The following is a 12,524-nucleotide window of genomic DNA, read 5'->3' as shown; positions in this document are numbered from 1 at the left end:
GATCTTCATGACCACAGACAGCATCCCGGGCCGGGCGACGGACGCGCCTGCCGGGGCCGTGCGCACAACCCGCAAGGTCACCCCGCCCGGTGGGCGGCCCCTCCGACTGTTCCGGCACCCCGGTGCCGGGCGCCAGCACCACGCGGGACCCGTCGCCTACATCCTGCTGGGGCTCGCGGCGCTGGTCTCACTGTTCCCGCTGTACTGGACGATGGTGGCGGCTTCGACCGACAACACGCGCGTCACGCAGACACCTCCGCCCTTCCTGCCGGGACCCCATCTGCTGGAGAACCTCGGCAAGGCCTGGCAGGACGCCGCGCTGGGCAAGGCCATGCTCAACAGCCTGATCGTGGCCGGCGTGATCGCCCTGTCCACGGTCCTGTTCGCCACCCTCGCCGGCTTCGCGTTCGCCAAACTCCGCTTCAAGGGCCGCAACGTCCTGCTGATGCTCGTGATCGGCACGATGATGGTGCCGCCGCAACTGGGCGTCGTACCGCTGTTCATGATGATGACGGAACTGGGCTGGGGCCAGAAGCTGCCCGCCGTCATCTTCCCCACCCTCGTCAGCGCCGTCGGCGTGTTCTTCATGCGGCAGTACCTGTCCGAAGCGCTGCCTGACGAACTCGTCGAGGCCGGGCGGGTGGACGGTGCGCACTCCCTGCGCATCTTCTGGAGCATCGTGCTGCCGATCGCCCGGGCTCCGATGGCCGTGCTGTTCATGATCACGTTCGTGCACGCGTGGAACGACTTCTTCTGGCCCTTCATCGTGCTCGACATGACCAACCCGACGGTGCCGGTCGCCCTCACCCAGCTCAGCGCGGGCTATGTGCGCGATCAGTCGCTGATCATGGCGGGCGCCCTGCTCGGCACGCTGCCTCTGCTCGCGATGTTCATCGTCTTCGGCCGCCAGATCGTCGGCGGAATCATGCAAGGGGCGGTCAAGGGGTGAAGGGCGCACCGTTCTCCCGATGCCGCGCTCCCTGGACGCCCCTTGCCCCACTTCACCTCTTCCTGCCCGCACATCATCTGGAAGGACCCACGTGAGCACTGCGACCCGACACCTCGCGCCCGCCCCGGAGACCATCGCCGGCCGCACCTTTCCGCCGGGATTCACCTGGGGCACGGCGACCGCCGCCTACCAGATCGAGGGTGCCGCCGCCGAGGGCGGACGCACTCCTTCGATCTGGGACACCTACTCTCACACGCCCGGCAGGGTGCGCAACGGTGACACCGGTGACGTCGCCACCGACCACTACCACCGTTGGCGCGAGGACGTCGAGATCATGGCCGACCTCGGAGTGAGCGCGTACCGGTTCTCCCTGTCCTGGTCGCGTGTACAGCCGACCGGCCGCGGCCCGGCCGTCGAACAGGGGCTGGACTTCTATCGCGCCCTCACCGACGCACTGCTGGAAAAAGGCATCGAACCGGTGGTCACGCTGTATCACTGGGACCTGCCACAGGAGTTGGAGGACGCCGGCGGCTGGCCCGAGCGCGCCACCGCCGACCGGTTCGCCGACTACGCGGCCCTGGCGGCTCGGGCGCTGGGAGACCGGGTCAAGACCTGGATCACCCTCAACGAGCCCTGGTGCAGCGCCTTCCTCGGATACGGCTCAGGCGTCCATGCCCCCGGCCGCACCGACCCCGTCGCGGCCCTGCGTGCGGCGCACCATCTCAACCTCGCCCACGGCAAGGCCGTACAGGCGCTGCGCGCCGAACTGCCCGCACGCGCGCAGGCATCCATCACCCTCAACATTCACCACGTCCGCGCGCTGACCGAGGCAGCCGAGGACGTCGACGCGGCCCGGCGGATCGACGCACTGGCCAACCGTGTCTTCACCGGCCCACTCCTGCAAGGCCAGTACCCCCAGGACCTCTTCCAGGACACGGCGAGCCTGACCGACTGGTCCTTCGTACGGGACGGCGACACCGCCACCATCCACCAGCCGCTGGACTTCCTGGGCGTCAACTACTACACGCCGACGCTCGTCTCCGCGGCCACCGACGAGGCCGGCCACGGCTCCGACGGCCATGGTGCGAGCGAGCACAGCCCCTGGCCCGGCGCCGACAACGTCGCCTTCCACCGTCCGCCGGGCAGCACCACCGCCATGGGCTGGGCGGTCGACCCCAGCGGCCTGTACGACCTGCTGACCCGTCTCAAGGCGGACTTCCCCGCGACGCCTCTGGTGATCACCGAGAACGGGGCGGCGTTCGACGACTACGTCAACCCGGAGGGCGAGGTGGCCGACCCCGAACGCATCGCCTACCTCCACGGCCACCTGTCGGCCGTTTACCAGGCGATCAAGGCCGGTGTCGATGTACGGGGTTACTTCCTGTGGTCTCTCCTCGACAACTTCGAGTGGGGTTACGGCTACAGCAAGCGCTTCGGTGCGGTCTACGTCGACTACCCGACCGGCAAGCGCATCCCCAAGTCCAGCGCGCGCTGGTATGCCGACGTTGTTCGTACCGGCAGCCTGCCGTAGGGCTGTGGCTGGCACCAGTGAGCGCGGGCAGCGTATGCGCTGGTGGATCCTTGAAGAGGGATGCACGACATCACCTGCTCGCGGCGCACCTCATCGATCTCGGTGAGGTGCGCGACGAGCGACAGCCGGTGAAGGGGCGGAGGTTGTCGGGGCCGGGTGGCAGGGCCTTGCCAGGCTGGAGAGTTGGGGCGATCCGTCAGTCGATGCAGGGGCGCGAGCAGCCGTAGTCGCCCTGCTGAAGCGCTGTGGTCCGGGTTCAGGCGCGCTGTGCCCAGTCCTGGTCCAGGCGGTCGGTCAGGCCAGCGGCGGCGAAGGCTGCCTCCAACTCGTCGCGGCCCTCGGTGAAGTGGGCCCAGCTGTCGTGGTGGACCGGGACGACGCGGCGGGCGTCGAGTATCCGGGTGGCCTCGGCGGCCTGGGCGCTGTCCAGGACGAGCGGTCGGCCGTCGAAGAGCATGGGGAAGCGGGGTGCGCCGGCGAACAGGAGGGCGGTGTCGATCGGGCTGAAGCGGTCGGCGATCTCCCTGACCGCGTCGAGCGAGGCGTTGTCTCCGCTGACGTAGACCGTCGGCAGTCCCTCGCCCGTCAGGACGAAGCCGACCACCTGGCCGGTGATGGGCTCGATGTCCTCACGCGCGCCGGGGCCGTGGACGGCAGGGACCCCCGTCACCGTGATGGTGCCGCCGCCGGGGCGCTCCAGCTCGGTCGATTCCCAGTCGGCCAGGCCCTTGGCGTTCCCCCCGAGGCGCTTGCCGCCGCCGGGGGTGGTGAGGGTGAGGGGGACGTCGGCGAGCAGGGCGCGACCGGAGGTGTCGAGGTTGTCGGCGTGCTCGTCGTGGGAGAGCAGGACCACGTCGATGGGGCCGAGTCCGGCGGGGGTGGTGGTGGAGGGGACGGTCTTGGTCAGGGTCGGGCGACCGGGTGAGGGGTAGTCGCCAGGGCCGTCGAAGGTCGGGTCGGTCAGGAAGCGCAGGCCGCCGTACTCGAACAGGGCGGTCGGGCCACCGAGCGTGCGGACCGGGAACTGGCTGGCGTTGAGCTGGGACATCACGTCTCCGCTTCTCACGAAAAAAACCTGTGGTTAACGTGAGTCCAGGCTAGGCAGGCATCACGGAAAAAGGCAAGCGTTACCATGAGGGGTATGGACGACACCCTGGCCACCGACGTGGCACCGACCGCTCTGCCCCCGGCGCCGGGTGCCGACCGGTACCGCTCCCTGGACTTCGCCGACACCACCGCCACGCTGCCCGCCGGCCAGAGCTACGACCTGCTCGCAGCCCCGGAATCCGCCATGCGCTGGCTCGCCACCCACGACCTGACCACCCCGGAGGTGCAGCTGTACGAGGTGTGCGCGCAGCGGATGCGAACGTTGCGCGTGCACATCCGTGCCCTGTTCGCCGCCCGCGTCGACGCCACCACGCCGCCCGAGGAGTCCCTGAGCGCGGTGAACGAGGCCCTGACGGCCGTGCCCACCGCCCCCCTCCTGGCCTGGGACGGTGCCCGGGGGCTGCGCCGCATCCAGGCGCACCCCACCGACCAGGCCGTCACCCACGCACTGGCGGCCCTCGCCGCCGACGCCGCCGACCTGCTCACCGGTCCCGACGCCGACATCCTCGCCGCCTGCGGCTCAGCCCCCTGCGACCGGTTCCTCCTGCGCACCCACGGCCGGCGCCACTGGTGCTCCACACGCTGCGGCGACCGTGCCCGCGCCGCCCGCGCCTACGCGCGGCGCAGCGGCGCCTCGGACTGACGAAGCACCCCTACGGCTCTCCTGCGGACCGCCCTGCGGTCACGCGAAACACCCGCGGCAGGCTTCCGGTTGCTGACCGGCAGAAGAGCGCGGGTCGGAGATCTCGGCCGGGCCGGTCCCAGGCGTGCCCGCACGCCGAAACCGGTCGTCATGGCAGCACCGCTTGTCCCGGCGGCGGGAGGGAACTCTGCCACCCGCACCGAGGGACGGAACAACCGGAGGTGGCTCGCCTGCCCGGGGGTTCCGCGGCTCGATCTAAGAGCCGCAGACGGGCCCGAGCGAAACCTTTCGGGAGCGCTCCCAACTCCCGGCGCCCATCGAAAGGTTGCGACGTGCCCGCCTGGCCTGCGACTTCGAAATCCATTCGACGCATTCGCGCGCACAGGGTTGTCAGGGACATGGGCGGACTTCTACAGTCCGACCCGAACCAGTGGGGTGGGAGCGCTCCCATCAGTGGGGAGGTGGGAGCGCTCCCGTACCGGCCCCGATACAGCCGAGCCACGTTCACGAGAGGCACCCGCATGCGACCCTTATCGCACCGTCCCCGCCCCGTGCGCGGCCTGTTCGCCGCGCTGCTCTCCGCTCTTGCCGCGCTCGCGGCTCTCCTCGTCGCCGCACCGCAGGCCCAGGCCGACACCACGATCTGCGAGCAGTTCGGCTCGACCGTCATCCAGGGCCGCTACGTCGTGCAGAACAACCGCTGGGGCACCAGCGCCACCCAGTGCGTCACCGCCACCGACAGCGGCTTCCGCCTCACCCAGGCCGACGGCTCGGTGCCCACCAACGGCGCCCCGAAGTCGTACCCGTCGGTGTTCAACGGCTGCCACTACACGAACTGTTCGCCGGGCACCAACCTGCCGGCGCAGCTCAGCACCATCTCCAGCGCGCCCAGCAGCATCTCCTACGGCTTTGTCTCGGGCGCCGTGTACAACGCCTCGTACGACATCTGGCTGGACCCGACGCCCCGCACCGACGGCGTCAACCGCACCGAGATCATGATCTGGTTCAACCGGGTGGGCTCCATCCAGCCGATCGGCTCGCAGGTCGGCACCGCGACCGTCGGCGGCCGCACCTGGCAGGTGTGGACCGGCAGCAACGGCTCCAACGACGTGATCTCCTTCGTCGCTCCCTCGGCGATCAGCAGTTGGAGCTTCGACGTCATGGACTTCGTCGACCAGACCGTGGCCCGGGGGATGGCGCAGAACAACTGGTACCTGACGAGCGTTCAGGCCGGGTTCGAGCCGTGGCAGAACGGCGCCGGACTCGCGGTGAACTCCTTCTCCTCCACCGTCAACCTCGGTGGCGGCGGCGACCCGGGTGGCCCCGGTGGGCCCGCCACGGCCTGCCAGGTGACCTACGCGACCAGTGTCTGGCAGGGCGGCTACACCGCCAACGTCACCGTGAAGAACACCGGTACCACCGCCCTCAACACCTGGCAGCTCGGCTTCACGCTGCCCTCCGGACAGCGCGTCACCAACTCCTGGAACGCCACCCTGTCCGGCTCCTCCGGCGCGGTGACGGCCACTCCCGTGGCGCACAACGCGCAGATCGCCGCCGGCGGCAGCCAGAACTTCGGCTTCCAGGGCACGTACAGCGGCACCTTCGCCAAGCCCGGCAGCTTCACCCTGAACGGGACGGCCTGCACCAACGCCTGACCCGGCCGGTGCGCCGCACCGGCCTCCTCCGGGGCCCGCCCCGCCTTCCCGCACCGACGGGGGGCGGGCCCCGACCCCCACGTCCGCCCCTCCGGCCCGCACCCGGAAAGGCCGCACCCCATGAGCCCGAGCCGCACCGTGTCCGCAAGCCCTCCTGTACCTCTGCGTTCCCGGACCCGTCGCCCCGCCCTCGTCGCCGCGCTGTGCGCCGCGACCCTCGCCCTGACCGGCCTGGCCGCCGCCCCGCCAGCCCAGGTCCCCACGGCCACCGCCGCCCTGCCGTACCAGGATCCCTCCCTTCCGGTGGCTCAGCGGGTCACCGATCTGCTCTCCCGGATGACGCTCGACGACAAGCTCGGGCAGATGACCCAGGTCGAGAAGGACGCGCTCGTCCCGCAGTCCGACCTCGCCACCTACCGCATCGGCTCGGTGCTCTCCGGCGGCGACTCGACGGTCAGCCCCAACAACGCCCAGACCTGGGCCGACACCTACGACTCCCTCCAGCGCACCGCCCTCACCACCCCGCTCGGCATCCCGATGATCTACGGCATCGACGCGGTGCACGGCCACAACGCGGTGCGCGGCGCCACCCTCTTCCCGCACAACATCGGCCTCGGTGCCACCCGTGACCCGGCGCTGGTGCAGCGCGTCGGACGGGCGGTGGCCGAGGAGGTGGCCGGTACCGGCATCGACTGGTCCTTCGCGCCGTGTCTGTGCGTGGCCCGCAACGACCGGTGGGGCCGCACCTACGAGTCGTTCGGCGAGAAGCCCGAACTGCCCACGTCCATGGCCACGTTCGTCACCGGCATGCAGGGCACTGCCCTGGGCGGCGACCCGGCGTCGGTGCTGGCCACCGCCAAGCACTACATCGGCGACGGCGGCACCACCGGAGGCGTCGACCAGGGCAACACCGAGCTGTCCGAGGCCGAGCTGCGCGCGATCCATCTGCCGCCCTTCCAGGAGGCGGTACGGCGGGGCGTGGGCTCGGTGATGCTGTCCTACAGCAGCTGGAACGGCGTGCGCTCGCACGGGAACAAGTACCTGGTCACCGACGTCCTCAAGGGCGAGCTGGGCTTCACCGGCTTCGTCGTCTCGGACTGGGCCGCACTCGACCAGCTGGACGGGCAGAGCGGCTTCACCGGCGCCGAGATCACCACGGCCGTCAACGCGGGCGTCGACATGGTGATGGTCCCGCACGACTACAAGAAGTTCCTCACCCTGGTGCGTGGCGAGGTGAGCGCCGGGCGGATCCCCCTGGCGCGCGTCGACGACGCCAACCGGCGCATCCTCACCAAGAAGTTCCAGCTCGGCCTCTTCGAAAGGCCGCTCACCGACCGGTCGTTGACCCCGACCGTGGGCTCAGCGGAGCACCGGGCCCTGGCCCGGCAGGCGGTGCGGCAGTCGCAGGTGCTGCTGAAGAACGACGGCGCGATCCTGCCACTGGCGAAGAACGCCAGGCTGTTCGTGGCCGGCAAGTCCGCCGCCGACATCGGCAACCAGAGCGGCGGCTGGACCCTGGGCTGGCAGGGCCGCAGCGGCTCCGTCACCGAGGGCACGACCGTCCTCCAGGGCATCCGCGCCGCCGCGACCGACCCGTCCCGGATCACCTACGACCGCTACGGCAACGGCATCGACGGCAGCTACACCGCCGCCGTCGCGGTGGTCGGGGAGACGCCGTACGCCGAGATGCACGGCGACCGGCCCGGCAGCATGGGGCTGGACCAGGAGGACCTACAGACCCTCAGCCGGCTCAAGGCCAGCGGGGTGCCCGTCGTGGTGGTCCTGGTCTCCGGGCGCCCGCTCGACATCGCCGCCCAACTGCCGGACTGGCGCGCCCTGTTGGCGGCCTGGCTGCCCGGCACCGAGGGCGCCGGAGTGTCGGACGTGCTCTTCGGCGACTACGCCCCGACCGGCAAGCTCCCCATGACGTGGATGCGCAGCGCTTCCCAGCAGCCCATCAACGACGGCGACGGCAAGAGCCCGCTCTTCGCCTACGGGCACGGCCTGACCTACGGCACCGGTCCCGACCCAGACCCCGACCCGGACCCGGAGCCCGAGCCGCAACCCAAGGCCTGCACCGCCCAGTTCAAGGTCGTCTCGGCCTGGTCCGGCGGCTACCAGGCGGAGATGACCGTCAAGAACTCCGGCACCGGCCCGCTGACCGGCTGGTCCGTCGCCTGGGACCTGGGCGGCTCCACCATCAACAGCTTGTGGAACGGCTCCCTGACCGTGGCCCAGGGCCGCGCGACCGTCCGCAACGCCGCCCACAACGGCGCCCTGTCTCCCGGCGCCACCACCTCGTTCGGCTTCACCGCCAACGGCGGCGCGGGCACGCCCGCTCCGCAGTGCACCGGCTCCTGAACGTACGACCGGCATACCCGCACGTACCACCGAGGAGGGCACGATGACCCACCCGACCAAAACCGACGGCGCCTCGCTGCCGCGCATGCGCCGACGACGGTCGGCAGCTCTGGCCACCGCCCTGGCCACCCTGATGCTCGGGGCGGCCGGCCAGCTCGCGGGACAGCCCGCGGCAGCGGCGGAAACTCATGTCGACAACCCCTTCGCGGGGGCGACCTTCTACGTCAACCCCGACTACGCCGAGCTCGTGAACACGTCCATCGCGCAGACCTCCGACGCCACGCTCAAGGCGAAGATGGAGAAGGTCAAGAGCTATCCGACCGCCGTCTGGCTGGACCGGATCGCGGCCGTCCACGGCGGTACGGCCAACGCGGGGCGCAAGAGCCTGGCCGACCACCTCGACCTGGCGCTCGCCCAGAAGAAGCCCGGACAGCCGATCACCGCCACCTTCGTGGTGTACGACCTGCCGGGACGGGACTGCGCCGCCCTCGCCTCCAGTGGTGAACTCCCGCTCACCCAGGCCGGGTTGACTCGCTACAAGAGTGAGTACATCGACGTCATCGCGAACGTCCTCAAGAACCCCAAGTACCAGGACATCCGTATCACCACGGTCGTCGAGCCCGACAGCCTGCCCAACCTGGTCACCAACACCTCCGACCCCGAATGCGCCCAGGCCAAGAGCAGCGGCATATACGTCGAGGGCATCCGGTACGCCCTGGACAAGCTGCACGCCATCCCGAACGTGTACACCTACCTCGACTACGCGCACTCCGGCTGGCTCGGCTGGGACAACAACCTCACCCAGACCGTGCAGCAGTACACCGAGGTGGCCAGGGGCACCGCGGCCGGGCTGAGCAGCGTCGACGGGCTGGTCACCAACGTCGCCAACGCCACGCCACTGGAGGAGCCTTTCCTGACCAACCCCGACAAGAGCGTCGGCGGCAATCCGGTCAAGTCGGGCAAGTTCTACGAGTGGAACCCGAACTTCGACGAGGTGGACTTCACCAAGAACGTGCACCGGGCGCTGGTCTCGGCGGGCTGGCCCGCCTCCACCGGCATGGTGGTCGACACCTCCCGCAACGGCTGGGGCGGCTCGGCCCGGCCCACCGCCGAGAGCACCAGCACCACCCTCGACACCTATGTCGCGGAGTCCAAGGTCGACCGGCGCGCCCACCGCGGACTGTGGTGCAACGTGAGCGGAGCCGGACTCGGACAGCCGCCGCAGGCCGCACCCTCCGGATACCCGGACTCGCACTTCGACGCCTTCCTGTGGGTGAAGCCGCCGGGGGAGTCCGACGGGGCCAGCAAGGACATCCCCAACGAGGAGGGCAAGAAGGCGGACCCGATGTGCGACCCGGACTACACCGCGCCCAACGCCGGCAACAACAAGACCGGGGCGCTGCCCGACGCACCCCTGGCCGGCCACTGGTTCCACAACCAGTTCCTGATGCTGGTGCGCAACGCCTACCCCGCCGTGCCGACGGGCGGCACCGACCCGGGTGACACCACCGCCCCGACCGCCCCGACCGGACTGCGGGCCACCGCGAAGACCGCGAGCAGCGTCTCCCTGGCCTGGACCGCGGCCACCGACGACGTGGGCGTGACCGGGTACGACGTGTACCGCAACGGCACCCGGGTCGGCTCGCCGGCCTCCGGCACCACGTACACGGACACCGGACTGAGTGCCGCCACGGCCTACAGCTACGCCGTGCGGGCCCGTGACGCGGCCGGGAACGTCTCCGCCGCCTCCGCAGCGCTGAGCGTCACCACCGAGACGGGCGGCGGCGGTCCCGACCCGGCGGGCGGCCTCAAGGTCGCCTACAAGAACAACGACTCCTCGGCCACCGACAACGGCATCCGTCCGGGCCTGCGGATCACCAACACCGGCAGCGCCGCTGTCGACCTGACCGGGGTGACCGCCCGCTACTACTTCACCCGTGACGGCGGCTCGCCGACCGTGAACGCCTACTGCGACTACGCCGCGGTCGGCTGCTCCAACGTCAAGCTCAGGGTCGTCCCGCTGAGCACCCCGGTCGCGGGCGCGGACGCCTACCTGGAGGTCGGCTTCTCGGCCGGCTCGCTGGCCGCGGGCCGGGACACCGGTGACCTCCAGCTCCGTATGGCCAAGTCCGACTGGTCCGCGTTCAACGAGGTCGGCGACTACAGCCGCACCACCGCCACGTCCTACACCGACGCCCCGGCGATCCCCGGCTACCTCGGCACCACCCTGGCCTGGGGCGCACCGCCCGCCTGATCCGCCTACCTCCCCACACTCCCTCGCCCGCCCGGAGCGACCTGTTCCCCGGGCGGGCGGGGGCTCCACAGCGGACAGCCACGGAACGACAGGAGGCACCATGGTTCGACGCAGAAACCGGCTCCTCTCCTGGGCGGCGGTGCTCGCCACCCTGCTGAGCGGTCTCGGTCTGGCCTTGCTCGGACAGGGCAGCGCACAGGCCCACGGGGTGGCGATGATGCCCGGCTCGCGGACGTATCTCTGCTACCAGGACGCCAAGACCGGCACCGGCGCCCTGGACCCGACGAACCCGGCGTGCAAGGCCGCGCTGGCCGAGAGCGGATCGACGGCGCTGTACAACTGGTTCGCCGTGCTCGACTCCAACGCGGGCGGCCGCGGCGCCGGTTACGTACCGGACGGCAAGCTGTGCAGCGCCGGTGACCGCTCCCCGTACAACTTCACCGGCTACAACGCCGCCCGCTCCGACTGGCCCCGCACGCATCTGACCTCCGGGAAGAGCATGCAGGTCCGGTACAGCAACTGGGCGGCGCACCCGGGTGATTTCCGGGTGTACCTGTCCAAGCCCGGCTACTCGCCCAGCTCCCCGCTGGGCTGGGGCGACCTGGAGCTCATCCAGACCGTCACCAACCCCGCCCAGTCGGGTTCGGTGGGCAGCGACTCCGGTCACTACTACTGGAACCTGAACCTGCCCGCGGGCCGCTCGGGCAACGCGATGCTGTTCATCCAGTGGGTGCGCTCGGACAGCCAGGAGAACTTCTTCTCCTGTTCCGACATCGTCTTCGACGGCGGCAACGGCGAGGTGACCGGCATCCGCGGCTCGGGCGGCACCCCGACGCCCACGCCCACGCCGACCCCCACCCCGACCGACCCGCACAGCGGCTGCATGGCCGTCTACTCGGTGACCAACGCCTGGAACGGAGGCTTCCAGGGCTCTGTGCAGGTGATGAACCACAACACGACAGCGATGAACGGCTGGGCCGTGCGCTGGCAGCCGGGCACCGGTACCCGGCTCAGTCAGGTCTGGAACGGCACGCTCAGTACCGGCACGGACGGCACGGTCACGGTCAGAAATGTCGACCACAACCGCACCGTCGCACCGGACGGCAGCGTGACCTTCGGCTTCACAGCCACCTCCACCGGCAACAACCTTCCGATCGGCTCGATCGGCTGCGTCGCCCCGTAAAAAGTCCTACCGAAACGCCGGCTTCCCGCACCGGGGGGAGCCGGCGTTGTCGCGTGCGCGGCGGGCGGGGGAGGCGGGCGCGCAGGCGTGGTAGTCGACGGGCTGCGGGGTGTCGGCGGGCGAGTTCTGCATCCACCTGCACGGTGAACGCTGGCGACGGGAGGCTGTCCCGTCAGCGACTTCAACGGCGGCGCCATGCGGGACGACGCGCAGATACGCGAGGGCCTGTGCGCGCAGACCGCGCTCGGCCGTGTCGGCGAAGCGGGGAGTTCCCTGGGCGCAGGAAACTTGCGGGACATGGGCACTGGCCATTCACTACCCTCGCCCCTGAGGAAGGGACGTGGGCATGGCACTGGTGAAGAAGGGGTCGCGGCGCATCACCGTCGACGGCACCACCTACCGATGGAGGCTTCGCGGAAGGCCCACCTACGACCAGGGACTGGTCTGGTCGCCGCTGACCTATGCGGTCGAGCACGCCGAGACTCCCGGCACCACTCTGGTGATCACGACCAACCAGCCACACCCCAGCAACTGGTTCGGCACACAGGCCAACCCGGTCCTACCTTCCGACGTTGCTGACAGCATTCGAACCGCTCGCGCCAACGGATGGATTCCCGAAAGCTCCGGCTCGCCATTCCATCTCGACCAGTCGGAGGGCTTCGTCTCCTCCCACTGAACTCGCCCCGCGTAGAAGGACTCACCGACCGAGTGACGGTGAGTCCTTCTGCTTTCCGCTCCATGGACACGCGGCCGCTCGCGTGTGGCGCACGCCACATATCTGCTCGGAACCCGCTCCTCGGCCGTTCCGACTCCTTCATCGGTGCGGCTCGATCCGACGGAC

Annotated in this window: 9 protein-coding genes; 8 read left to right on the top strand and 1 reads right to left on the bottom strand. The window is 70.3% G+C overall.

Annotation, left to right across the window (positions count from 1 at the left end; translation table 11 throughout):
- Nucleotides 1–7: 7 nt before the first annotated feature.
- Complete coding sequence (locus ACH41F_RS05040; RefSeq protein WP_391237627.1) at nt 8–949, top strand: ABC transporter permease subunit; 942 nt, start codon at nt 8–10, stop codon at nt 947–949.
- A gap of 91 nt (nt 950–1,040) precedes the next feature.
- Entirely contained in the window at nt 1,041–2,480 is a 1,440-nt protein-coding gene (locus tag ACH41F_RS05035; protein ID WP_398833050.1) for a GH1 family beta-glucosidase, read from the top strand.
- A gap of 256 nt (nt 2,481–2,736) precedes the next feature.
- On the opposite strand, the gene ACH41F_RS05030 is transcribed toward ACH41F_RS05035, so the two are convergent.
- Nucleotides 2,737–3,528 (bottom strand): MBL fold metallo-hydrolase, encoded by a 792-nt coding sequence (locus tag ACH41F_RS05030; protein WP_398833644.1) that lies wholly within the window; start codon nt 3,526–3,528, stop codon nt 2,737–2,739.
- 93 nt (nt 3,529–3,621) lie between these two features.
- Between ACH41F_RS05030 and ACH41F_RS05025 the strand changes: the two genes are divergently transcribed.
- From ACH41F_RS05025 to ACH41F_RS05000, 6 genes are all read left to right on the top strand, one after another.
- Complete coding sequence (locus ACH41F_RS05025; protein ID WP_398833048.1) at nt 3,622–4,230, top strand: ABATE domain-containing protein; 609 nt, start codon at nt 3,622–3,624, stop codon at nt 4,228–4,230.
- A gap of 521 nt (nt 4,231–4,751) precedes the next feature.
- Nucleotides 4,752–5,885: a cellulose binding domain-containing protein gene (locus tag ACH41F_RS05020; RefSeq protein WP_398833046.1), complete on the top strand. Its 1,134-nt coding sequence runs from the start codon at nt 4,752–4,754 to the stop codon at nt 5,883–5,885.
- 120 nt (nt 5,886–6,005) lie between these two features.
- Nucleotides 6,006–8,246 (top strand): glycoside hydrolase family 3 N-terminal domain-containing protein, encoded by a 2,241-nt coding sequence (locus ACH41F_RS05015; RefSeq protein WP_398833044.1) that lies wholly within the window; start codon nt 6,006–6,008, stop codon nt 8,244–8,246.
- A 43-nt stretch (nt 8,247–8,289) separates the two neighbouring features.
- Nucleotides 8,290–10,500, top strand: a complete 2,211-nt coding sequence (locus tag ACH41F_RS05010) for a glycoside hydrolase family 6 protein (protein WP_398833041.1) — start codon at nt 8,290–8,292, stop codon at nt 10,498–10,500.
- A 100-nt stretch (nt 10,501–10,600) separates the two neighbouring features.
- Nucleotides 10,601–11,683: a lytic polysaccharide monooxygenase gene (locus ACH41F_RS05005; protein ID WP_398833039.1), complete on the top strand. Its 1,083-nt coding sequence runs from the start codon at nt 10,601–10,603 to the stop codon at nt 11,681–11,683.
- 346 nt (nt 11,684–12,029) lie between these two features.
- A complete protein-coding gene (locus ACH41F_RS05000) occupies nt 12,030–12,359 on the top strand; it encodes a hypothetical protein (protein ID WP_391237607.1) in 330 nt (109 codons plus the stop codon).
- Nucleotides 12,360–12,524 lie beyond the last annotated feature (165 nt).

Source organism: Streptomyces sp. NPDC020489 (assembly GCF_044386545.1).
Taxonomy (GTDB): domain Bacteria; phylum Actinomycetota; class Actinomycetes; order Streptomycetales; family Streptomycetaceae; genus Streptomyces.
This window is presented reverse-complemented; position numbering and strand designations above follow the sequence as displayed.

What these genes read in the sequence shown, in the direction of transcription:
- ACH41F_RS05040 (WP_391237627.1), top strand. Translation starts at nt 8, where the DNA reads ATGACCACAGACAGCATCCCGGGCCGGGCGACGGACGCGCCTGCCGGG.
- ACH41F_RS05030 (WP_398833644.1), bottom strand. Translation starts at nt 3,528, where the DNA reads ATGTCCCAGCTCAACGCCAGCCAGTTCCCGGTCCGCACGCTCGGTGGC.
- ACH41F_RS05025 (WP_398833048.1), top strand. Translation starts at nt 3,622, where the DNA reads ATGGACGACACCCTGGCCACCGACGTGGCACCGACCGCTCTGCCCCCG.
- ACH41F_RS05005 (WP_398833039.1), top strand. Translation starts at nt 10,601, where the DNA reads ATGGTTCGACGCAGAAACCGGCTCCTCTCCTGGGCGGCGGTGCTCGCC.
- ACH41F_RS05000 (WP_391237607.1), top strand. Translation starts at nt 12,030, where the DNA reads ATGGCACTGGTGAAGAAGGGGTCGCGGCGCATCACCGTCGACGGCACC.
- ACH41F_RS05010 (WP_398833041.1), top strand. Translation starts at nt 8,290, where the DNA reads ATGACCCACCCGACCAAAACCGACGGCGCCTCGCTGCCGCGCATGCGC.
- ACH41F_RS05015 (WP_398833044.1), top strand. Translation starts at nt 6,006, where the DNA reads ATGAGCCCGAGCCGCACCGTGTCCGCAAGCCCTCCTGTACCTCTGCGT.
- ACH41F_RS05020 (WP_398833046.1), top strand. Translation starts at nt 4,752, where the DNA reads ATGCGACCCTTATCGCACCGTCCCCGCCCCGTGCGCGGCCTGTTCGCC.